At 58.3% G+C, this 24091-nt stretch carries 15 protein-coding genes; 4 read left to right on the top strand and 11 right to left on the bottom strand.

Going from position 1 to position 24091, the window contains the following annotated elements:
* Positions 1-21: 21 nt before the first annotated feature.
* From M017_RS28220 to tssK, 4 genes are read right to left on the bottom strand one after another with little or no spacing between them, the layout of a single operon-like run.
* The gene (locus tag M017_RS28220; RefSeq protein WP_162180025.1) at positions 22-1752 is read right to left on the bottom strand and encodes a bifunctional serine/threonine-protein kinase/formylglycine-generating enzyme family protein; all 1731 of its coding nucleotides are present in this window, start codon (positions 1750-1752) and stop codon (positions 22-24) included.
* On the bottom strand, positions 1719-5054 hold the full coding sequence (locus M017_RS0123085; protein WP_031500604.1) for an ImcF-related family protein: 3336 nt from the start codon (positions 5052-5054) through the stop codon (positions 1719-1721). The genes M017_RS28220 and M017_RS0123085 overlap by 34 nt, the downstream gene beginning before the upstream one ends.
* A gap of 18 nt (positions 5055-5072) precedes the next feature.
* Positions 5073-5780 carry a DotU family type IV/VI secretion system protein gene (locus M017_RS28215; protein WP_051670769.1) on the bottom strand — a complete coding sequence of 236 codons (708 nt, stop codon included), beginning with the start codon at positions 5778-5780 and terminating at the stop codon, positions 5073-5075.
* Positions 5781-5789: 9 nt separating this feature from the next.
* Positions 5790-7121 carry a type VI secretion system baseplate subunit TssK gene (gene tssK / locus M017_RS0123075; RefSeq protein ID WP_031500602.1) on the bottom strand — a complete coding sequence of 444 codons (1332 nt, stop codon included), beginning with the start codon at positions 7119-7121 and terminating at the stop codon, positions 5790-5792.
* A 55-nt stretch (positions 7122-7176) separates the two neighbouring features.
* Between tssK and M017_RS29525 the strand changes: the two genes are divergently transcribed.
* Positions 7177-9021, top strand: a complete 1845-nt coding sequence (locus tag M017_RS29525; protein WP_031500600.1) for a hypothetical protein — start codon at positions 7177-7179, stop codon at positions 9019-9021.
* Positions 9022-9027: 6 nt separating this feature from the next.
* On the top strand, positions 9028-10233 hold the full coding sequence (gene glgC, locus M017_RS0123065) for a glucose-1-phosphate adenylyltransferase (protein ID WP_035958794.1): 1206 nt from the start codon (positions 9028-9030) through the stop codon (positions 10231-10233).
* Here glgC and M017_RS0123060 read toward each other — a convergent pair.
* The 4 genes from M017_RS0123060 to M017_RS0123045 are packed head-to-tail and all read right to left on the bottom strand — an operon-like array spanning position 10223 to position 13985.
* Positions 10223-11221: a LacI family DNA-binding transcriptional regulator gene (locus M017_RS0123060; protein WP_031500598.1), complete on the bottom strand. Its 999-nt coding sequence runs from the start codon at positions 11219-11221 to the stop codon at positions 10223-10225. The two genes, glgC and M017_RS0123060, sit on opposite strands and share 11 nt — an antisense overlap.
* Positions 11222-11247: 26 nt before the next feature.
* On the bottom strand, positions 11248-11685 hold the full coding sequence (locus M017_RS0123055) for a DUF6526 family protein (protein ID WP_031500597.1): 438 nt from the start codon (positions 11683-11685) through the stop codon (positions 11248-11250).
* Between the two features lie 9 nt (positions 11686-11694).
* Positions 11695-13512: an ABC transporter ATP-binding protein gene (locus M017_RS0123050; protein WP_035958963.1), complete on the bottom strand. Its 1818-nt coding sequence runs from the start codon at positions 13510-13512 to the stop codon at positions 11695-11697.
* Positions 13513-13565: 53 nt separating this feature from the next.
* Complete coding sequence (locus M017_RS0123045; protein ID WP_031500595.1) at positions 13566-13985, bottom strand: Rrf2 family transcriptional regulator; 420 nt, start codon at positions 13983-13985, stop codon at positions 13566-13568.
* Positions 13986-14194: 209 nt separating this feature from the next.
* On the opposite strand from M017_RS0123045, the gene M017_RS0123040 reads away from it, so the two are divergent.
* Entirely contained in the window at positions 14195-15124 is a 930-nt protein-coding gene (locus M017_RS0123040; RefSeq protein ID WP_155121582.1) for a hypothetical protein, read from the top strand.
* Between the two features lie 66 nt (positions 15125-15190).
* Here the strand turns inward: M017_RS0123040 and M017_RS29995 are convergent, their stop codons facing one another.
* Positions 15191-17557 carry a DUF6600 domain-containing protein gene (locus tag M017_RS29995; RefSeq protein WP_031500593.1) on the bottom strand — a complete coding sequence of 789 codons (2367 nt, stop codon included), beginning with the start codon at positions 17555-17557 and terminating at the stop codon, positions 15191-15193.
* A gap of 85 nt (positions 17558-17642) precedes the next feature.
* On the opposite strand from M017_RS29995, the gene M017_RS0123030 reads away from it, so the two are divergent.
* Positions 17643-19838: a YfhO family protein gene (locus M017_RS0123030; RefSeq protein ID WP_031500591.1), complete on the top strand. Its 2196-nt coding sequence runs from the start codon at positions 17643-17645 to the stop codon at positions 19836-19838.
* Between the two features lie 35 nt (positions 19839-19873).
* Here the strand turns inward: M017_RS0123030 and M017_RS0123025 are convergent, their stop codons facing one another.
* Positions 19874-20527 carry a BamJ family beta-barrel-assembly machinery protein gene (locus M017_RS0123025; protein WP_420313872.1) on the bottom strand — a complete coding sequence of 218 codons (654 nt, stop codon included), beginning with the start codon at positions 20525-20527 and terminating at the stop codon, positions 19874-19876.
* 177 nt (positions 20528-20704) lie between these two features.
* A complete protein-coding gene (locus tag M017_RS0123020; RefSeq protein WP_031500589.1) occupies positions 20705-23998 on the bottom strand; it encodes an ATP-binding protein in 3294 nt (1097 codons plus the stop codon).
* Between the last annotated feature and the right edge of the window lie 93 nt (positions 23999-24091).

Here is a 24091-nt window from a genome sequence, read left to right as displayed (position 1 = left end):
ATTGTTCCCGAAATCATTGCCCTACCGCGGCTTCTGTCCGGCATCGACAACGCAACGGAAGCCGATGTCCGGCGCGCGGAAGGCAGCGGGAGCACTTGCCACTTCGATACTCGCGTTATTCTCGAGCGGCCGCAGGAAACTGCCACCTCGAATCTGCGCCCACGCGTCGCCGGCAAGCGGTGGCGGCTTCATGACGGAAGCAAAAAATTGAATGGCCTTCGCGCTCGGTGTCACTTTTTCGTCCACCCACTCAAATACGTTGCCCGCTAAGTCAAACGCGCCATAGCTGCTTTGCGAATCAGGCCAGGAGCCCACTTCCCGCGGTTTCTTCAGACTGGCGAGCTTGGGGTTATTCTGCACAACGGCCAGATCGGGCAGATGATCGAAACCCCACGGATAAGGACGCCCCGTGGCCCCGCGTGCCGCCTTCTCCCATCGCATCGCATTCGGAATCTGCTTCTGCGCCCAGGCCGCAAACTCTTTTGCATCGGCAAGGTTGACGTTGACCACCGGTAGTTTCTTTGACGCCTCGTCTGTTGGAAAACCAGGAGGCAACGGCTTCCCCTGCGCTGTCGCAAACTGCTGGTAGAACTCGTTGCTGACTTCATTCGTATCGATATAGTAGGCCTTGAGGAAACGCTTCTCGTTGGCCTCACCGAAGACGAAATCGCCTTCCCGCACCAGCACCATCTCTCCGGTGGCGGTCTGCAACTTCGCCGGCAGCTCCACAGGAGCCTGCACCTCTTCCTTCTTCTGCAACTTACTCAGCCCGCTATTGGACGGCACCATGTTCATCACCAGCAGCCCCACAATCAGCAGGGCGGCAATGCCGCCGCCGATCCAAACAAACTTGGACATCTGCGCAGCCGGTTGCGAAAGCTGGGTGATCCTTTTCTCGTCACCGGTTTCGAGAGTGCGCAGCACCGCCTCGATCTCGCCAATGATGACGTCAAAGTCCGCCGGACGCTTTGCCGGGTCTTTCTCGCAGCAGCGCTTCGTCAGTTCCACGATGCTGGTGGGGACCTTCAAGTCAATCAGCGGCTGCGCATCGAGCGGCTCATTCAGAATCTTGAAAAAGACTTCGTGGACATTCTCCGCCTTGAAAGGCTTGGTGCCGGTAAACAGCTCGAACATCAGGATGCCGTAGGCGTAGATGTCCGCCTTGTCGGTGACATCCTTTGAGGTCACCTGCTCCGGCGCCATGTAATAAGGCGTGCCGAGCGTATAGCCTGTTCGCGTGATCGACAGATCTTTGGTCTTTGCAATGCCAAAATCCATCAGCTTCACCTGGCCGGTGTCGCTCATGAAGACGTTGTCGGGCTTGAGATCGCGATGGACGATGCCCAACCCATGGATGTGCTTCATCCCGCGCGCCAACTGCACGAGTACCTTCAGCTTTTCGACAACCGTCGTCAGTTGCCCCTGCTGGATGGAAGCGCGCAGATCATGGCCCTGCAGATACTCCATCACCATATAGGGACGGCCTTCGTGTTCACCGAAATCATAAACACGAATGATGTTCTCGTGCGAGATTGCCCCCGCCGTCTGCGCCTCGCGAAGAAAACGCTTCTTGGTATCGTCGTCGTGCATCCCGCTGTCGGTCAGAATTTTGACCACAACGATCCGGTTGATCAGCGTGTCGCGCGCCTTATAAACATGCGACATGCCGCCACCGAGAAACTGCTCGAACTTGTACTTGCCAAGTTGCTGCTGTTGCATCAGTTGCCAGAGCGGGCGACGTTGCTGGTACACTGCAACCCCGCCAGATAACCTTTCCGGAATAACGGGATGGGCATCTCGAGATCGAGGATCATCGAGAGTGGCTTGCCTTGGTCATCCGTCATGATCTTGGTCCCAGAGCGCTGATACCAGAGAACCGTGTGTGAGGTTGCCGTATTCTGGTTCCAGCGTTCTGCATCGTTAAACCATTGGAACACGCCCAAAGGTCCATCGAAACTCACCGTCCCCCCACCCACAATTGTTGTGCGGACACCGGCCCCCTGGCCATTCCAAACGAAAGCTTTCGCCGGGCTACTGGCGTCCTTGAACTCGCCACTCTGGCCGTCGATGGAGAGTTTCACTTCCCGCTTCATCTCCGGATTCAGCTTCACGGAGTAGCGGAAGCTCGGACTCGGGTTCATCCCGTAGGCCGTCGCCGTCACCGCCGCAAAGCGATTGAAGGAGGCCACAAACTGCGGCGTCAATGCCATCGACGGTGTGGGCACGGCACGGTATTCCCCGCCCTGGTGCACCAGCATCGCCTTCAGCTTGGTTTCATAGAAGCTCCACAGCGAGCCGGTCTGCGGGGCGAAGATCGAATTGAACTCGGCGATCGTGGCCTGATTCTTTGCGGCCGGGTTGAAGGGATACTTCGAGATCAGGTCGCTGAACGCTTTGCAGAAGCCGGCGCCGGCGCCATTCAATTCCGCCGGGCCCAGGCCACGCAAGAAAGTCTCGACATAAGTAATCGGGTCTTCCATCAGCTTCAGCACTTGCCCGTCGATCTTCTCGAGCGGATCGGGCCGGAACTTCTGCGCAACATTGCGCGCCGTCATCTTGGCGGTCGTCGCCAGATTCAAACTCTGAGCGGCAGCAGGATCCTGAGCCGCCTGGCTCGCCGGCATCGTCGAGATCTGCTCGATCGAACCCTGCAACTGCAACAGACCGCCCATGTAGGGCTGATTCTCCCCGCCGATCAGTTGACCGGCACTCCCGGGCGCCACCAGCAACTGCGTCGGCTGGAACAGGTCTGCAATGGTCTTCTCCGAAACAGCCGTATTCTTCGAGGCGAGATAGATCGCCGCCAGCAACGGACTCTGGTTGCTCGAATGCATCTTCAACTTATCCGCAGCGTCCTTCAAGCTCGCATAGCGCAGCACCGTCACGCTTTTCAGATAAGCCTTCCACTGCTCAGCAAAGTCCTTGTTGTAGCGCGCACGCAAGCGCTGCTCCAGCTCACTCAAATTGACGCTGATCTTGACCTCTTCCCCCAGCACCCAGGCTTCGCCGCCAAAGTACTTCGGAAGATTCTTGAACGCATCCTGCATCCAGGCAAAGCCTTCCTTCGAGAAGGATCCTTGTACTTCCTTATCCACCCGGACGGCCTTATATCCATCTGGATACAACTTGTTGTAGTTGATCGGCGGATTGGCCCGATTCGCTTCGGCAAGAATCGCGTTGTACAAGCGCTCTTCCCCGGAGAACTGCTTGAGGAAGCTCCGTGTGCGATCGATCGTATTCGTGTCGTTCTCCCGCGAGAAGGGGTTCGATTCCTTCAACTCCTCGGCATAGAAATCAAACTGCTTGCCGATCAAGCCATAGCGCTGTGGCTCCACTTGCTTGGCCCCTTGCCAGTACTTCAGCAACACCGGAGTGAGAAAGCTCTTCGTGCTCTTGTCCGGGTTCGAGGTCGTGATCAGATAAGCCTTCAGCGCGTTGTAGGTCGTCATGTAATCGTCCTGCGGCGTCGGTGCTGCCGGCAGGCGCTTCATGGAGTCGAGAACAGCCGTCTGCGTCTCGCCAAACATGACATTGCGGAAACTCTCGAAATACAACTTGCGCGAGGTCGGGAGAATCGTGTCGCCCGTATACAAACCAAAGCGCATCATCATCGGCGCGCCATCGCGCTGGTAGCTGCGCAGCCGTTCGAGAACAGCGCGCAATCGATCGAGCTTGGTCAGACTATCGAGACTCGGCACCTCGCCCGGGGCCACTTGCACGCCACGCAAAGCCTTCGACGCTTCTCCCAGTTCGTTCTCGAGCGACCGGTTATTGAAGTAACTCACGGTAAACAGTGTGGTTGCAATCACGCCCAGCGCGCCGGCCACACCCAGCAGCAAGCGCCGGGTTGTGTTCGTCTTCATGCTGGAGGAGGCAGCGCCCAGCGCGGCCCGGTCCTTCAGCAACACTTCACTAAAGAAGCGCGTGACAAACAGCCACTGCGGCACGCGGCGCTGTGTGCCCGCCGCGTCGGTCGTCAGCACCGGACGCACGCCGGTGAAATAGAAACCGCGCACAAAGGGTGATACGGCCAATTGGCTCGGCCGGCAAAGATCAACCAGAAAGGTGGTTGCGGCCTGCTTCAGCTTGCGAAACTCACGCGGAAACTCATAGACCGGCGGGCGCCCCTGCTGATTCGCATCGCGCTCCTGCAAACTCACCCGGCGCTCAGCCAGGCTGCGGAACAGTTCTTCGAGCAGATCGGAAAACTTCTTCGCTGCCGTCTCGGCATAGACTCCCTGCGAGGCCATATCCGCAATCGGAACCGTCGCGCCCAAAATCTGCGTCGCTTCCTCATTGCTCATGTAGGCGACATACGGCGGGAAGTGCGGCATCTGGTCTGCCTTCGTGAACATCACGTAGACCGGGATGCGTGCCCCCAGCATCTTCGACATCTCAATCAGGCGCTGGTTCAGGATGCGGGCCTTCGCCGCCATCGCCTCACCCGCGTTTTGTTGGAAGAACTCTTCCATGCCAACAAACATCAGCACGCTACGCGGAGCCGGTGCGGCATTTGCCTTCAGCGCCGTCATGCCGGTCGGGGCAAAGCGCTGCGCAAAGGCATTCCAAAGCTTGTCGCTCTCGAGCAAGGTCGGCGCCGCTTCGACAAAGACGGTCTGCTTGGCCAGCCAGACATTCGCTGTGCGCGTCTGGACGAGCTGGTTGCCTTCCTGGTATACCAACCCAGCGAGCAACTCCGGCTCCACGCCACTGCGTGTGATCAAAGTCGTCTTAGCCGAGCCTCTGGCGCCCATGACAAAAACCACTGGCATCGTGGCCAGACTCTTGCCGCTCGCCTGCAACTTCTTGTCCGCTTCCGCCAGGACAAATTCCAGTTCCGCGCCTTGTTCTCCAGCCAGGGCGAGCGCCTTTTTGCGGCGATCGGCCATCAGCTTCCAATAAATCGCAAACCCGGCAAATGCGGTGCCAATCAGCCAAAACAGGATGCGGACAAACCAGACATCTTTGCCTTTTAAACTCACCCAGTCCGGCATAAACCAGCCGAGGACCATCCAACCAATCCAAAGTATTGCGGTAATTCCGTAGAAGAGCATTCTGGGTATTCTCCTGGCTTACCTACGAGTCAATTCTTGCGCCAGCGAGCGCAATTCATCGGCGCCCGAACCGAGGAGCACTTTATAAACGACAAAGGCCAGCACTGCCATGACACACAAGCCTCCACCAATCAGAACCATGCGCTGGAACCAGGGGTCCCGGCTCGCCAGCACCGCATCGGTCGGAGGCAGTTCCCCGGACGGCGACAAGGGCGGCATCGCCCCACGAATGCGGCGGCACTTATCCATGCAGGCATCGACAATCCGCTTCAGTTCCGCTTTCCCTCCAGCACTATAGCGGCCCTGAAAGCCCAGGCTGATCGCCAAGGCATAGATTTCCAGAAGATCGGAATTCGGCAGGCTGTCCGGTTGCCGGATGATGTTCTCAAGATTCTGGAAAAAAATCTCACCGGCGATATGTACCCCAAACAGTTCTTCCTGGAGCGGCTTGCGGCGCCAATCGGCAAACGCAGGCTGATTCTGGGTCAGAATCGTCTCATCCAGATAAGCGACAATCGCGAACATCGCCAGCTTTGTCTCTTCTTCTGAAAAACTCTTGCGCCGCGCATCTTCTATCGAAGCCTTCAGCGACGACTTCATATGCTCCCGCAGTCCGTAGGGATCCTGCGTCATCTGCGGATTCGACCAGACGCGCACCACCGCCGTCATCGGTTCTTGAAAAATCACCGCGAGCGTCTCTCGCTCCATCAAACTCGGTGCCTGCATCTGTCCCCCTTATGCTTCCAGGATCACGATCAATTCCACTTCGGCCGAGGGAAATTCTCCCGGCACGTAAACACCTACCTGTTTCAAACGCGCAATCTGCTGCCAACAAGGACCAACGCGCGAGATGGAGAAATACTGCATTTCGGTTTTGATCTGAATCTCCGTTGGAGGAATCGGCATGTGGATCAACTCCAAACCCGGATAAGCAGTCTGCACCAGCCGCTCGATAAAGTCACGCGAGCAAACCTTGATCAGTTGGGGTGTCCGCAGAATGACAACGCTTTCCGCGGCTTGCGCCCGTACGCCCAGAATCCATCTGGCCTTCGCAAGACATCGATCGTCTGCAATGCTGCCTTCCTGTAGATAAGGGGCGTAGGGAGTCAGTGGAATCTGCATCGCACTCGACGGCAGAATCGTTTCGAGCGCTTCGCGGATATGGGCATCCAGTTGCGGAAAACAGCGTTCCGGCTCGGCGTGGTTGTAGAGCGGAAGATCAGCGGGGTCACGCTTCAAATTGAAGGTACAGAGAGCCCCTCCCAACTTCAGCAATTGCCGGTAGAGTTCTTCCGGATGCCCTTTCTTCACTGCAGCGGTATGTTTCAGATCTGCAATTGCAGAATTAATGCAATGCAGATACCAGAAGCTGGCCACATCGCGCTGGCTCATACCGCCCAGCTTGGCACTCGCCCGTTCGGGACGCAAAGCCGTCCCCTTGGAGCCCAGAATCTCCACCAGGCGATTCAACATCACCATCAGGCGACGGGAACCGGAGATAGTCACGAGGGGGGGAATGAAGTCCGGATCAAACACCAGATTCCCCGCCCCATCGCGCATCACACGGCCGATCGGCATGCTCGTCAGCTCGGGCGTCAGTTCCTGCTCGAGCAGCAATCGAAAATTCTTATGCCCTAAGACGACTGGACGTTCTTCGGTGCCACCGTTTTCGTCGACAATCTTCTGCTCGCCGGGAGCAAAGCGCGTCGTTTCGTCGCTGCAGTTTGCCCCGCCAGGATTGTAGGGCGGCACCACAAGATAAATGGTGGAGTAACGTGCCACGGGACTGATCAGGTCGGCAATCGGACGGCTTTCCGGTAAGCCATCGGATTCAGGCATCACAAATGCGAGCCCATCCGGCATGAAACCACGGGCATGCAAAAGCTCTACGCGCCCGTTGCGTAGTGCCTCCTCACTCCATTCGATACCGGCAAAGCCATAAGCCGCGTAATAAAGGGATTGTGAGGTGAAATCGATCAGGTCTTCGAAATACCGTTTTTGCGCCTGAAAATGATGAGGCGCAAGATGCATTCCTTCGGACCAAACGACACGAGAGAGTTGCTTCATCGCCAATGAGATCTCAGGCTATCATAAAGGCACGATTTCCTAGGTTTTTACTACGATGTCCTTCGAATCCACATACCAACTCATTTCCCCCGTCGCCGACTCCGCAGAGGCACTCTCTTATCGCGCTGTAATTAAAATGACCGGCGAAGAGGTGTGGATTCACATCATTCGCCCGGATGCCCATAACCTTTTCGAAATCGCCAAGAAGCAGTTTGCCGCGGCAAGCTTTGGCGAAAAGCCGATCCTCGAAGTGGTGCAGGATGGAGCCAAGGCTTATATCGTCACGCGTCCCCTCCCCGCAGGAGCTACTCTGAGCGACTGGCTCAAGACGCTCGGACATGCGAAGACTCCCGATCCGCTCACACAGGCTGGAGCCTTCAAATTCAATCCCTCCGCTCCAGTGGAGCCCGCAACGCAGGAGATCCCAGCCTTCCGTCCGCCTCCTCCCGCACCTGCTGAAGAAGCCACCAGACTGATGCCCGTCGCGCCAATGCCAACGCCTCCTGCGCCAGTTCCTGCGCCCGCGCCACCGCCGCCTCCACCGGCCTGGACCCCAGTTCCACCCACACCAGCGCCATCCGCACCCGTCCCGCCGGCGCCCGTCGAGCAAGGCCCCGGTGAATTCACACGCATGTTCCAGGCACAGCCGCAACCGGTGGCAAAACCTGCCCCGCCTCCTCCTCCTGTCACCCCACCTCCGGCCTCTGCACAGCCTACTGCGCAGTTCCCAACCTTCTCTGCACCGCCTCCTCCCCAGCCAGCACCGCTCTTTCCGCCCGTGCCCCCTCCCACGGCTTCCCAGGAACCGGGCGAGTTCACACGCATGTTCCAGTCTCCACTGGTGAACCACACGCCTGCGCCTGTCAATCCGATCACCAATCCCATTGCGCCACCGCCGTCCCAGCAGGCTGGCGAGTTTACGCGCATGTTCAAGGCAGTCGAGACGCCGAGCGTCCTGCCTTCAGCGCCCCCGCCCTCCGCAGCACCAGCGTCCGGCCCCGGAGACTTCACCCGCCTCCTCCAGACTCCTTCGCAGACTGGCGGGCACAATAGTGGAGGGAGTGCAGCAGCACCTCCGCCCTTTCCAATGGGGCAACCCACTCCCGCGCCTCCTCCTTTCGGAGCGCCACCTCCGGCTTACGGCCAGCCCCAGGCCCCTCCGCCCTCCGCGTCGGGCGGTTCGTCCTTACCCGGCCTGAACATTTCAACGCCTTCCCCCTCGCTAAGCGGCCCCCGCATCTCTGCTCCCTCCGTCAGCATCCCCAGCTTGAGCGGCCCCTCCATCTCCAGTTCCGGACAGATCAGCGGCCCTCATATTGGAACGCCGTCCTTCAATGCGGGCAGCGCTTACGGCCCGTCCTTATCCACGCCGTCCATGAGCGGCCCATCCCTGTCTTCAAATTCTCTGGGCGGCGGAAGCTTCTCTCTCGACAATCTGCCTGGGTTCGGCGCCGGCTCTGGGGCGCCCCCGCCTAATGTTGCGCCGCCAGCCGCGGGACCACTGTCCTCAGGCAACGCGCCCATGAATCCGAACGCGCTTTCCAGCCCCGATGGAGCCACCAGCTTCTTCAAGGCGCCGCAAGCCTCCTCGGCTCCTGCAGCACAAGCCCCGGTCCATCAGGGCCCTGGCGACTTCACCAGGATGATGCAGTCTCCAAAGCCGGCCTCAGCGCCAGCCATCGGCGTCCCGGTGCCGCAACAGAATCAACCTGCCGCTGCGGCGGCCCCGATTTTCTCGCAACCCAGTGGCGTACCCGCACCACCGCCGGTTGCTGCCCCGGCGCCTGCCGCCGCTCCTGGCTTCCTCAAGGGAATGAGCCCCATGCTGCTCGTCGCCTGCGTGGTGGTCGTACTCATGATCGCCGCACTCCTCTTCGTCATCATTCGCACGAGCCATTAGGCACCCATGGATAAGATCCTTGCCATCCTTCTCGCTGGCGGCGCTGGAGAGCGGCTCTCTCCGCTCACCCGCAATACAGCGAAACCAGCTGTTCCTTTTGGCGGGATCTATCGCATTATCGACTTCACCCTGTCGAACTGCCTGAACTCCGGACTCCGTCAGATCTACATCATGACGCAGTACAAGAGCCTCGATCTCACACGGCACATTCGAGACGGTTGGGCAATCTTCTCCGGCGAAATCGGTGAGTTCATTGAGACCATGCCGCCCATGAAGCGCATGCACGACGACTGGTATCTCGGCACCGCCGATGCCGTCTACCAGAACATCGAATCAATCGAAGCAGAAGCTCCGGAATCTGTTCTGATCCTCTCTGCCGATCACATCTACAAGATGAATTACAGCGAGATGAGAGACTGGCATCGCCGGCAGCAAGCCGACATTACCATTGCCACCATCCAGATCGCGCCCGAAGAGGCAGGACGTTTCGGTGTCGCCCAGATCAATCCGAGTTACCGCATCATCGGGTTTGAAGAGAAACCGGCGCATGGACATCCGGCGCGCTCCCCCTTTGACCCCAGCATGGTCTCGGCCTCGATGGGCATTTACCTTTTCAATACAAAGATTCTGCTCGACGCCCTGCGCACCGACGCCGCTGATCCCCATTCCTCCCACGACTTCGGCAAAGACATCCTCCCCAAGCTCATCCACCAGCACAAAGTGAGCGCCTATGACTTTCACGACTTAAACGCCAAGCGGGTGCGCTACTGGCGCGATGTCGGCACCCTCGATGCCTACTACGATGCGAACATCGATCTGGTCTCGGTCATTCCGGAGTTCAATTTGTACGACAAGGCTTGGCCTATCCGGACGAATCCGCCGATGTACCCGCCCGCAAAGTTTGTGCTCGCCTACGAGGGGACGCGCATGGGGGTTGCGATCGATTCCGTCGTTGCACCGGGGGTGATTGTCTCAGGAGCCCGCGTCCAGCGTTCTGTCCTCTCCCCAGGCGTGCGCGTGAATTCGTATACCGCCATTGACGATTCGATTCTGCTCTCCAATGCAGAGATCGGCCGCCATTGCCACTTGCGCCGTACCATCGTATGTCCGAACGTGCGGATTCCAGAAGGAACTCGTTCCGGGTTCGACCGGACAGAAGACCTCGCCCGGGGTTATACCGTCACCGAGAGCGGCATCACCGTCATCGCGTAGCGGTTGACTTCCGCGCTACCAAGTGAACATCCAGTTCACGATTCTCCACCGCCGGCACGTACTCCTTGCCACTCCCCCGGATCTTCGCCAGCAGAATCTCCGTCGCCACAACGCCGGTCTCATACTTCGGTTGCGCAATCGTCGTCAGCGGCGGATCGAGAAGCGCGGCAATCGGAATGTCATCGAATCCAATCAGGCTCACATCCTGCGGCACCAAGATGCCAGCGAATTTCATTGCCTCCAACGCACCGATTGCCATTGAGTCGTTCACCGCAAATACCGCGCTAAAGTCCAGAGGAGCTGCCAGCAGCTCTTCCATCATCGCCTTCGCCCCGGCGTGACTGTTTTCCCCCAACACCACCCGATAGCCCGATCCAAAGCTCTCTTCGAAGCCTTTCAGCCGCTCCGTCAAATTCCTTTGCTTCAAATTCGATCCGAGTACAACAACCTTCGTGTGCCCTAGCTCGCGCAGGTGCTGGCCCACCAGACGCCCTCCCCCGCGATTGTCAACGCGAACGCTACTGAACGGACTCTTCCGCTCGGTCGCCGCCAGCACGACAACGGGCAAGCGGTAACGGGCCAATTCATCCGTTGCTTTGGCGCCCATCACACCGGCCGGATTCAGAATCAACCCGTCGATTTGCTTGGAAGCCATGGCATGCACGTGGTGCATCTGCCGCTCCCATTTCAGATCGGAGTTCCCCAGTACCAGATCGAAACCCGCTTCAAATGCTGTATCTTCAACGCCACGCGCCAGCTCGGCATAATAGGGGTTGCGGATGTCGTTCACCAGCAGCGCGATGGTTCTCGAGAGTCCCGTGGCCAGCCCGCGAGCCAGGCTATTGGGGATATAGTTCAGTTTCCGGGCAGTCTCCACCACCATCGCTCGAGTGTCTTTATTGATGCCATAGGCGCCCGATAAACATCGGGAAACGGTGCTGATGTCGAGACCGCTTTCACGCGCAATATCCCGGAGCGTTGTCTTCATATCCGGAACTGATTGTATAGGTTAAATCACACTCTGCAAGTGTCCGCTCTCCAATTTTTAATCGACTTTTTGATTTCCTTGCCACTCTTCAGTTGTCCCGACAGCACCTGTCCCACCAAACCAGCCAGTTCTCCATCCGAGGCAAATCGAAGCGCTACAATCTTGCCGACAGGCAACTCGCTGGCCCGCGCAGCAAGGTCGGGAGGAAGAACCGCAGCATAGCGCAAACGTTCCTCCAGGCGAATCGTCCGGTCTTGCGCCTTGAGTGCGGAAGTGCGCGAGACAACCGCCAGCGCCAGCAGTCCGATGGCGACCAACAGCGCTTCTGCACTGTTCCAGCTGGGTTGACGCCACATCCCCCTTGCCGTCCATACAAAATGGAACACAAAGATAGGAGCCACGACGTAGTGAAATGGCGGATGAAACCGCGCATGATTCTTGAAGTTCTGTCCAGCTTCAGACATATCGTACCTTTACTTTCCTACAGCCAATAGAGACGTAAAATCTTCCCCAGGATTGATGAACTGGTTCTTCTCGAACTCGTGCTGCCGATCGTGCAACTCACGATACCGGCCCGCCATTGCCATCAGTTCCGCATGGGTGCCCCGCTCCACAATCTCGCCATCTTCGATCACCAGAATTTGATTGGCAGCGCGAATCGTCGAAAGGCGATGCGCAATCACAAAGGTCGTCCGGCCATGGCGCAAAGATCGCAGCGCATCCTGAATCAAGGCTTCACTTTCGCTGTCCAGGCTCGAAGTCGCCTCATCCAGAATCAGAATCTTCGGGTCCGCCAGGATGGCACGCGCAATCGCCACGCGCTGCCGCTGTCCGCCGGAGAGCTTCACGCCACGCTCCCCGACAATCGTGTCATAGCCCTTTTCAAAGCGTTCAATAAACTCGGCGCAATGCGCCACTCGGCAGGCTTCTTCGATTTCCGCCCGTGTCGCCCCCGGCTGCGCGAAGGAGACATTCTCGGCGATGGTCCCATCAAACAGAAAGTTGTCCTGAAAAACAACACCGAGATTCGATCGATACTCTCGCATCTTCAAACTCTGCAGATCCCGGCCATCCACCAGCACGCGGCCACTCTTGGGTTGATTGAAGTTCATCACCAGGCTGATCATCGTGCTCTTTCCAGAACCGCTGGAGCCCACCAACGCAGTCGTACTTCCCGCTGGCGCCGTGAAACTGACATCCTTCAGCACGAGCGCCCCTGGGGTGTATTCGAAATTAATGTGATCAAACACAATCTCACCGCGGAGTGGCCCGACATTTTCTTTCGATCCATCTTCGGCATCCTCCGTCTTGACGTCCAGCACTTCGCGAATGCGATCCAGCCCCGCAAATGCTTCCGTAAGCTGCGTCCCGATGGAAGCAAGCTCCACCACCGGCATGGCCATCAGGCCGGTGAATGCGGCGTACATAAAGAGGTCGCCCAAGGTCATCTCGCCGCGGATCACGGCACTCCCGCCAAACAGGAAGATCACCATGCCAATGGCGCCCACAATCATCGAGGAGAAAGCCATCACAAACGACACACCAGTCATCGATTCGGCAATATTGCGGAAGAGGCGGTGCACGCCTTTCGAGAATACAAGCCGCTCGCGCCGTTCTGCGGTATAGGCTTTTACAACCCGAATCCCACCAAGACTCTCCGTCAGCCGGCCCGTCACCTGCGCCGTAATCTCGCCCCGCAACCGGAACAGTGGCCTGAGCTTCTTAAAGGCAAATGACATCACGCTACCGAACACGCCCAGCACCCCAATGGTCAGCAACGTCATTTTCCAGTTCAGGTAACACAACACACCCAGGCAAAGTACAGCGGTCACGATGCCGCCGGTCAGTTGCACCAACCCGGTCCCCACCAGATTTCGCACCCCCTCGGCATCCTGCATAATGCGCGAAATCAGTTGGCCGGTTTTCATCGAATCGAAATAGCTTACCGGCAGACGCTCGATATGCGCCTGCACCCGCTTCCGCATCTCCGTAATGGCCCGTTGCGCCGCAACGCCCAGCACCTGCGACACCGCAAAGGACGACAAGGCTTGGACAATCGTTGCCCCGAGCGCAACGACAGCCACCTTCCAGAGCATGTCGCTCCGGCCCTTCCCGATCACTTCGTCGATCACGTACTTGGTCGATGCCGGAAGCACAAGCCCCACGCCTCGGGTAATCAACATCAAGGTCAGACCCAGAACAAGCCGCCAGCGATGCGCATGCACGAGAGTGCGCGCTTCTGCAAACGCTTTCGAATAGTTAATCTTTTTCTTAGGCGGCTTAGCGCTCATTTTCTTGGCTCCAGTTCCACTACAGGCATGGCATTCGTCCAAATCATTCATAGCTACTCGCGATCAACTGCCTTGATCACATCAGCTAATTTCGTTCGATCCAGTCGTCGCAACATATCGTCTTCCGCGGTGGAGAAGAAACGCCGCAATACCTTACCCACTACCATTCCCACCTTGCATTCACACTTATGGCTGGCTTGTGGCACAGCAAGAACCGGACTGTGTTCCACCGCGCGATAGATGTCCCCGAGCGTAATCCGATCCGGGGGCCGCGTCAGCAGAGCTCCCCCATTCTGCCCTTTGCGCACCTGCACAAGACCAGCCCGCACCAACATTCCAAATACTCGCCGCACCACCACCGGATGAGTGCCGACACTCTTCGCGATCGTCTCTGAGGTCACCACCATGCGGTCCCCCAGCGCAATCATGCCTGCACTGTGTACCGCAACCGCAAATCGGGTATTCGTCGCCATCGTGAATTGCAACCAACTCTGTTACGTAATCGCTATTGTTACATAAGCAGCCACTGGATTCGAGCGAGCAAACACAGTCACAGAAAAAGTAAATTCTTTCCCTGAATTGTTAACTGCTTTGTACTGAAAGCCTTAGCTTCTCCAATAAGCTCTCATTTTCTTTGCCGAAAGTTCGTTATCGCCACACCTGCTGGTACCTTCAATTCGTCATGAAACCCCTTCCGTTCAAGCATTCGGTTGCGCTGGACTCGCTCTCGCTTACCTCTGTTCTGATGCCGATTCTGCATCACTACCGGACAGGACTCGATCAAGCCGTTCTGGCCGACCGGATTCAACTGGAACTCGAACTGGCCTACCGCGCCGATGCCGATGCTGTGTGGAATGCCGTGCCCTCAGACGGGCAATATGGCTTCATGAAGTGCGCCGCCCGGGTCTCGCTTCAGATTCAGAAGGCGATGCGCTGTTGGTTGCAGATGTATTGGTTTGCAAACCCGGAAAACTTTGTCAACACAGCCAAATCGTCACAACTCCTCACCTATCTGGCCTGCAGGCCTTATCATCCGAAGGCAAAAAATGCCTATGCGTATGATCCTCTCGATGACTGGTCGATGACTTCGATGGAACGCAGTATTCGGGGAGACCTGCCGGATTCGCTGTCAAGAGCCGCAGGCCTCCTCCGCATCCTCGGAAAGCATGATCTTGCCGACTTTTACCTTCCCACCCATGCCACATGGTTCCTTGAGGAAACCAATCGCGATGGGAAGTTCTTCTTTGAGATCCTGGCGCGTGAGGCCCGCATCATCAACGCCTGGGCTCCCCACATTGGGCAGCCGATGGGTCCTGATCGCCTGCGCAAGTCACGTGAGGCAACCGCCGCTGCCCTACAAGGCCTCTTCCGCCGGGGCGATCCCCTGGCCCACCTCGCACCGATTTTTGAAATCGAAGCCGTGGGCGCGCTCGATCTACAGATTGGCCGGCCCGATAGCCGCTCGCTCGTGCTGACTGGAAATCCGGAGCGCAGTCCCGAAGCCGCCGCGTTGTCTCATGTGATGCCCATCTCCGCCCCACGGCACCGTTTCCGGCGGAGCGGCGAACTCGCAATTCCGTTCTCCTTGATCGACGACGAACAGGCCGCTTGAGAGCAAAAAAATCCCGCCGGGAAGGATGAGGCCATCCCGGCGGGTGTTGAGGGAAAAATTGTTGTTCTAGCGACGGCCGCCACTGTGGCCGCCGCCTCCACCACTCCGGCCAGCAGAGGAACCACCACCGCCACCGCTGTGGCCTCCGCCGCCTCCACCAGACGGGGCACCCCCGCCTCCGCGGAATCCGCCACCACCAGAGGGCGCCGAAGGAGCACTCATCCTGGGAGCGGAGCCACCGCCGCCATAGGAGGGTGCCGAAGGGGCACTCATCCGCGGAGATGGCGAATAGCCTCCACCACCGCCGCCGTAGGAAGGCGAAGTCCGGGGAGCCGATTGCTGGACGGCGGGTCCAGAGCTCCCACCGCCACGAACGCCACCAAAGCCGCTCCAACCGGAATTGCTATTGGCATTCCCACGGCTGCCGCCACCATAGGGGTCACTCGATCCCTGATTTTGGCGTGGCTGCTGTCCGATGTTCTGCGACTCAGAACCCCAAGCGCGTCCGCCATTCTGCACGATGCGCGGACTCACATCCACCGCACCCACACCGCGTCCACGCATCGAGGAGGGATCTGACCCCGAGACCGGCGCACTCGCCGAGCGATCGCGCTGAACGAAGCCATTGTTGTTCTGGCCGCCACCCCGGACTCCAGAGTTCACCCCTGCATCTCCAAAGCGCTGCCATCCACCACGAACGTTATCGTTGCCCGATCCGCTGCTATTACCGCGTTGCACGAAGCCATCGCTTGTCTGTCCGCCGCCGCGGGTGCCAGCTTCAGCCCCGCGTTCGCCGCGTTGCACGAAGCCCTCACTCGTTTGTCCGCCACCACGACCGGCGCCGCTTTCCGCACCGCGTCCGCCGCGCTGAACGAAGCCATCGCTGCCCTGCTGGCCGCCACGAGTGGCTGCATTCGAATCGCCGCCCAGCCTCCGGAATCCTTCATTCGGACTCGAGGCATTGCCGCCGCGATCCACCATACCCGTCTGCCCATTGCCGCGCGAGGCGCCAACAAAGTTCTGCCGCTGCTGCTCAAACGGCACTCGTTCGACAGAACTCACTTCACGACGGGACTGGAAGCGCTGGTCCGGACGGTTGGCAATCGAGCCACCACCCCGGACTCCATCCTGCCGCGAGAATCCGAGACTCTCCCGTCCAGGAACGATTCCTAGCTGTCCGCGCACTTCTCCGGCATTGCGGATGTCATGCAAGTTTGCCGCCTGATAGCCCTTCCCACCGAGATGGCTCACCCCACGATTGAAATTGTTCGCATCGACGAAACTCGCCCCACCCTTGACCCGGGCATTCCGGTAGATGTTCGTGATGTTCGTGTTGTTGATGATGGTCGTGTTTCCAAAGCCACGGCCACCGTAATAGCCGCGTCCCCACCACCGGTTGTAGGTTTCATAGGGAGCAAGAGGCACCCAGCCGACATTGCCGAAATTGAAGCCAATTCCGAATCCGCCGCCACGGCCACTACCGAACCCGAAGAAGCTGACCAGCGCGGGCGACCAGTAGCTCCGTGAGCCACGCGCTCCAGGCCACCAGCACCAGCGGCCTCCGTTGTTAAACCAACGGCCATAGTGATAGGGAGCCCAGCCCCAGGGATCGTAGCTCACCCAGCTCCATCCATACCAGTCCAGCCAGCTCCAGCGGCCGTCGCGATAAGGAGCCCAATCAGCATCGACGCGAGGTTGCCACACATAGCCATAGGGTTCCGAATAGGTCCAGTCTCCGGAATTATCCAGTTGCTCAGCACCATAGGCGCCCTGTGGCAAGTACTGCTGGCTTCGCGACGTAAGCAGTTCCTGGTCGCGCGACCGGTTCCACTGGTCCCAGCCATCGATGCTCTGCGCGTTGACAATCTGGAAGGTGCCGTCAGTACCCTCCGCAGCGGCGCGCACAATCAAAGTCTTGCCTTGTCCCAGACGGCGGGAACCCTGCGGCGTATAGAGGTCGACTTCTCCTTCGCGAACTGTCACCTCGGTTGTGCCATCCTCATTCACCTGAATGCGATATTGGCCCTGCCGCAACGGCCGGACACTCACGCTCGGCGTATTGAGATCGACTTCTGACTGCGAATTCTGCAGCATGCGGAAAGTCACCAGTCCGCCAGCAATGTTCAACTGCACGCGTTGGCTCTGCAGCTCGGCAATGCGGACCTCCGTATTGCCCGACAAGCGCACCAGATTCGCAGCATCAAACTGCATCTCGGCCCGCGCCCCCACACCAGTCATCAAACTGTCCTGCGCCATCAACGGCGCGTTCACAGTGGCAGCAACTTGATCGCCACTGTCTCCTCTTCGCACGGAAACATCTCCGGCGATCACGCTCACTCGTGCAACGCCGCGCGCGGCGTCGTCATCCTGCTGCCCTAAAGCAGGCAGGACCAACCCAGCTAACATGCTCAGCGAATAGATAAAGCGGCGCATATCCTCAATTTCCCTTCGTGGGTTCTCTATACACTTCCTTTGCCAAACGCCTAACTCATTGGAGATACTAGACTTTACCCTTGCCATGACCACTCGTTTCAGGCCCATCGCTGGTGCATTTCAACCACTCTTGGTTCAGGCCAACCGCTTCGGAGGCCCGCTTCTCCTGTTTGCCCTGATGGTTCTTGCTTACTGGCGCATCCTTCTGACCGACCAATACTCCTGGTTAAATGGGCAGGATCTGAGTAGCCAGGTCCTGCCCTGGCTCCAGTTCCAGGCAGGCGAACTCCACGCTGGACGCTTCCCCCTTTGGAGTCCCTACGAATGGGGCGGGCAAAATCTGATCGGACAGGGACAACCAGGCGTCGTCAATCCCTTGAACTGGCTTCTGTTCGCGATGCCCCTACGCAGAGGTTGGCTGCGGGAAGGGGCACTGAACTGGTGGTTCTTCTTCATCCACTATGTTGCGGCGCTCAATCTCTACGCGCTCGCCCGGTCTCTCGGCACCTCTCGCCTGCCAGCCATTTTCGGTGGTCTCGCCTTCGGGTTGCTCGGTTTTCTCGGGTCCAACGACTGGCCGCAAATGATCTGCGGCCTGGTTTGGGCTCCGCTCGTTTTCCGCTTCCTGCTCCAGGCCAACTACGCCTGGGCAGGCTTCTTCCTGGGTTTGTGTTGGCTCAGCGGGCACCACCAGCTTCCGATCTTTGTCAGTCTGGCAGTTGCGGCAACCGCCATCGCATTCCGCCTCTACCCTGCCATCCTCACCTTCATCGTCGCGGGGCTTTTGGCAGCCCCCCAACTCCTGCCCGGTCTCGCTTATGGCCGGACCGCACGCCGTTGGGTTGGCATGGACATGCCCGTTGGATGGCAGGATAAGGTGGCCTACTTTGTTCACGAACAGTATGCGAACGGCCCCAGCGCACTCTTCTCGATCCTGCTGCCCGGCGCGGAGTTGCACACCAGTCTCTTCCTCGGCTGCACCGCGCTGGTGTTGGCCATCTGGGCCATCCGTACCAACTGGATCCGCCGCGAAGTCAAGCTCTTCACCGGCCTCGGCATCGGCGCCTTACTCTATGGCCTCGGCCGCTTTGGGGGATTGGAGCCGCTGCTCTACAGCCTCTTGCCAATGATTGAGAAGGCGCGCAGTCCTTCCATGGCAGGCGCCATCTTTACGATGTCTTTTGCCGTACTTGCCGCCCTGGGCATGGAACTCCATCGCTCCAAGCCCGCACACCCGATTTCCTGGAGAATCCACTGGGGCTTTGGCGCCTTGGTGATTCTGCTCTTTTCGTTTGCCAAGCTACTGCCGGCGAATCAAACCCGATTGGAAGAACGCTGGTTTGCGGTTGCCTTCGTTAGTCTGCTGGTTGGTCTCGCCTACTATGCCGTGGCGAAGGGACAAATGTCGCAACGCACCCTGTATCCACTGCTGCTCTGCGCCATCCTGATCGAAAGCGCCAATATGAATTACTTCAATATGGGGAATCGCCATGACAAATACGTCACCAGCCTGCTGACTCCGATGTCCCGCCATATGGACATCCGTGAGTTCCTTCTCACCTTGCCGCAGCCACTACGCGTCACGATCGATGAGAAGGCGATCCCTTATAACTTCGGGGACTGGCAAGGGGTCGACGTCATGGGAGGCTATCTGGCCAGCCTCGATTCGGCTCATGTCGACCTCAACTGGTCCAATCCCCGAGCCGCGCAACTGATCGGAGTTGGTTATCACATCGGCCCCACGCCGCGAACCGAAGGCTCCCAACTCCTATTCCAAGGTGAGCACGGCATCAACCTCTGGCAGAATCCCCTGCCTCCATTTCCGCGCGCCTGGCTCAGTTCTTCTACGATCTCGTACCGCAATCGGGACGAAGCTGACGCTTATATCGATAACCAGTCGATCGACTTGCGCCAGGTCACGCTCACCCACAACCCGGTGGCCGGCCTCGAGAGCTGCCCACCCGGTGACACCGCCGTCCTCCTCCACAACCCGGGACGCGTCCTGATCCGGACCCACGCCAATTGCAACAATCTGCTGGTGATCTCGGATTCCGACGATGCCGGCTGGAGTGTCACCGTCGACGGAAAACCCGCCCAGCGGATCAACGCCTTCCATGCCCTCCGCGCCGTGCAAGTTCCCAAAGGCAGTCATACGGTCGAGTGGCGCTATAGTGCTCCTGGCTTCCGGCCGGGCCTGGCGCTCGCAGCCGCCGGCTTGCTCATTCCACTGTGGAGCAGTTATCGCCGCAAGAAACAAAACACAAAGGGCGGCATCGGTTAGCTCCCGAAGCCGCCCTTTGACGATGCGTTGGATTCTTATTGCTGCGGAGTAGTACCGCCGCCGACAATCTCAAGAAGCTCGATCTCAAAGATCAACGTAGCGCCACCGGGAATGGTAGGACGCCCCTCGTCACCGTAAGCAAGATTGGACGGGCAAACGAGTTGGGCTTTCTCGCCCACCTTCATTTTCTGCACGCCTTCGGTCCAGCAAGGGATCACTTGATTCAGGCCAAACGACGCAGGCTCGTTCCGTTTGTAGGAACTATCGAATTCGGTTCCATCCACCAGGGTGCCGCGATAGTGCACTTTGACCGTATCCGTCGCTTTCGGCGAGGCTCCAGTGCCGGGTTTCAACTGCTTGTAGATGATCCCGGAATCCGTCTTCAAGGCGCCAAGCTCGGCCGCCGCTTTGGTGAGATAAGCAGCCGAAACCACCTTCTCCTTGGCAGCACGCGCCGACTGGCGGGTTTGCGCGAGTGCTTGGATCTTCGGGCCCCATTCGGAGAGTTCGACGGCCGGCTTCTTTTCAGCAGCATCGCTTAAGGCGCGCTTGACCAGTTCCAACTCAGAAGGGGTCAGATCAAAGGTGCCGAGAGATCGTGCGATCGAAAGACCAAGCGAGTAAATTGTCTTGTCTTCATCGGTGTTCAACGCCGCAGCGGCGACAGGTTTTGGCTTCACTACGGCCACTCTAGCAGTTGCCGGTCTTGCTGCGGGAGTTCCCGGCGCCGCTGGCTTGGCCGGAGCGGGAGTCGGAGATGTTTTTGCGGTACTCGCGGTCTTGGGCGCCGCTGCGGGAGTCTTGGCCGCAGGAGCCTGTGCCAGTACGGAAAGCAATAGGATCGAAGAAGAAATCACTCGTTCAGGCTAACATTCCGAAGAGGTTTGAAGCTTGAAGTAGACACTCGCCCCGACGCCGGGGTGCCCTTCCGCCCAGATCTTCCCCCCAAAGCGTTCGATGATCCGCTTACAGATGGCCAGTCCTAGACCGGTACCGGGATAGTCCTCGTTGTGGAGCCGCTTGAAGAGTCCAAAGATCCGCTCGGCATATTGGGAATCAAAGCCAATCCCGTTGTCTTCGACGCTCACTAGCCATTCCCCGCCCTGGCTTGCCGCGCGGATGTGAATCATCGGCGCCACATCGGCACGTCGATATTTGATCGAGTTGGAAATCAGATTCTGGAATACCTGTGTCATTTGCAGCTCATCGCCGTATACACAGGGAAGCTTTTCGTTTTTGATCGTCACCCCACATTCCTCAATCTGCGTGGCCAGACTCAGCTTTGCTTTTTCCAGTGCCTCGCTGAGATTGACCGATCCAACCACCTGTTTTTCGGAAGTGATCGTTCTCGAATAGGAAAGCAAATCCTTGATCAATTCCTCCATCCGTGTGACGCCCTGATGAATAAATGCTGCATATTGCTTTGCCTGGATGTTCTCCGCAGGTACGCACTTCCGAATCAGTTGCTGCGTAAAGATATTGATCGCCCGCAAAGGTTCCTGGAGATCGTGGCTCGCCACATAGGCAAATTCCTCCAACTCCCGGTTCGCAGCCTCAAGCTCCAGCCGGGCAGTACGTTGCGCAGTGACATCGCTGGCAACAACAATCACGCCACTGACAGATTCGTCATCGTCACGCAACGGGTGATAGAGGACATTGAACCAGTGATCCTCAACATTTCCATCCCGGTCCCGATCGTACTTCACCAACTCCTCGATCCCCACGTAGGACTCTCCAGTTTCCCGGACACGGCGGAGCGTCTCATACACAGGAGCCCCACTCAACTCCGGAATCACCTCAAGAAAAGTGTGGCCCAGTACATCGGACGTGGAGAGCAGATCCAGATAGGGAGCATTGGCTAGTTCGTAGCGCAGCTCTGGTCCACGCAACACACAGATCGGAACCGGAGCCTGTTCAAAAGTACGGGTCATCTGGTCGTTCATCTCTTTGCGCGCTCTCCCCAAGGAGACATGGGCGGCAACGCGCGCCAACAGTTCCCTTGAGGTAAAGGGCTTGACCAGATAATCATCCGCACCTGCTTCCAGGCCCTCTACGCTTGCCTCTTCTCCCGCACGAGCCGACAAAAGCATGACCGGCACAGCACGGGTTTTGGGTGAAGCTCGAAGCGCACTTAACAACCCAAAGCCGTCCATCTCCGGCATCATCACGTCCGCCAGAATCAGTTCCGGGAGATTCTCCGTGGCAGCCGCCAGCGCGAGCTTTCCATTGGAGACTGCTTCCACGGCATAGTTCGCACCGAGAATCCTCACGATGTAACTCCGTGTATCCGCGTTATCATCGGCTACCAAAACCCTGGGGAGCCCTTCGGCTGCGCTGGGCCGGCTGGAAGGAATGGAAGTCTCAGACAGATCCAGCCACATCAGAGCTTCTTCCACAAACGAGTTCTCTTGCACCGTATGAGAAAAAAGCGGCCGCAGCGATTGGCTTTGCTCTACCGGCAGATGTGCGGTACCCAAGGGGATCGCAACTCGAAAGCTGCTCCCCGTTCCCTCTTCGCTCTGGACCGAAATTTCACCTCCATGAAGCCGGACCAGCTCCTGCACGATCGTCAGCCCGATTCCTGTCCCTTCGCTGGTGCGGCCCAAAGCTCCTGCAACGCGATGAAAGCGTTCGAAAATATGGCTCAGTTCCGAGGAGGGAATGCCGCTTCCCGTGTCCGAGACGACCAGCACCGCCGAGCCCTCCTCCTTCGTCAAGCGAACCGTGACTGTGCCGCTCAGCGTGTACTTGAAGGCATTCGAGATCAGATTCAGCACCACCTTTTCCCACATCTGCCTGTCGACATAGACAGATTCTGTCAGGCTGCTGCAATCCACGACATAGCGGAGACCCGCACGGTCCATCGCCGATCGAAAGCTGGAGGCGAGATCGGCAGTGAAGGAGGCCAAATCGGTGGCCTCATAGTTGGCTTGCGCCCGCCCCGCTTCCAGCCGTGAAAACTCCAACAGCGAATTCACCAGCCGTTGCAGGCGTTTGCCGTTGCGATACACCAGATGCAGTTGCTCCCGGTGCGCCGTCAGGTCAATGGGCCCGGCCCCCCAAAGAATGTCCTCCACCGGACCAAGCATCAAGGTCAAAGGGGTGCGGAATTCGTGACTCACATTTGAGAAGAACGCCGTCTTGGCTCGGTCCAGCTCAGCCAACCCTGCGGAGCGGCGTTGTTCCTCTTCATAGGCTCTGGAGCCCGCCAGGCTGGCGGCAATCTGGCTCACCATCAACTGGATCGAGTTCTGATACGACTCATCCCATTGCCGGTAGGGATTCATCGCCGCTGCCAGAAAACCAGCCGGCTGTGCCTGGCCTTGGCGGGGGATGGGCACGAACACGAGTTGATCCGGCTCCCGGTCCCAATCGCCCGTAGGCACCGCAGCCGGTTGCCAGCGGGAAGCAAAGCCGCTGACAATGCGCGTCTGAGGATTCGTATCCATATCGCCCGCCAGCCATGCATCGGCGACACCGCAGATGGCGGGATGGCCCTCTGGAAAACCTGTACTACAGGCCAGCCGCGGGATCCCCTCCGGGTCATAAAGATACAGGAGAGAAAACGGGAAGTCTTTCTTATTGGCGCCCAGGCTTCCCTCAACCGCTGCCAGAACATTGCGTTGGGTCGTCGTTCCCGCTAAGGAGGCGCCCAGTTGCCGCAGTGTCGTCATCCGACGATCCCCGACAATCCGCTCCGTCTCCTCGTTGACCACACAGAAGAGCCCCATCACGTTGCCGTCATCCCCAAACAAAGGGCAATAAGAGAAGGTGTGATAGGTCTCTTCCTTGAAGCCGTTTCGCTCCAGAAGGAGCAGCAGTTCGGCAACGTATGTCGATTCCCCGGTGCGCAACACTTCGAGAACAAGCGAGCCAACCTCGGACCAGATTTCAGACCATACCTCGTCGGTGTGCATTCCCAAGGCACCCGGATGCTTCAAACCCAGTGTCGGGCGATAGGTATCGTTATAAAGAAACGTGAGTTCCGGGCCCCAGCACAGCCACATGGCATAACGGGAACTCAAGAGAATGCTTACCGCTGTCTTCAGACTTTGCGGCCACTTCTCAAGCGGACCCAGTGGCGTTTTGGACCAGTCCTTCTCTCGCACCAAGACGGAAAGTTCTCCGTCGATGGGGAGAAACGGCATATCTTTTTCCATGTTTCCCAGAAATCTGTAGGAATGTTTCCGGCACGGGCAAGCAACCTCGTAATGTTCCAAACTGCTAGAGAAGAAGCCTACGGCGTGCGTTTC

The sequence above is a fragment of the Bryobacter aggregatus MPL3 genome (assembly GCF_000702445.1).
Lineage (GTDB): Bacteria > Acidobacteriota > Terriglobia > Bryobacterales > Bryobacteraceae > Bryobacter > Bryobacter aggregatus.
The sequence above is the reverse complement of the archived record's forward strand: the minus strand, read 5'-3'. Positions and strand labels throughout refer to the sequence as shown.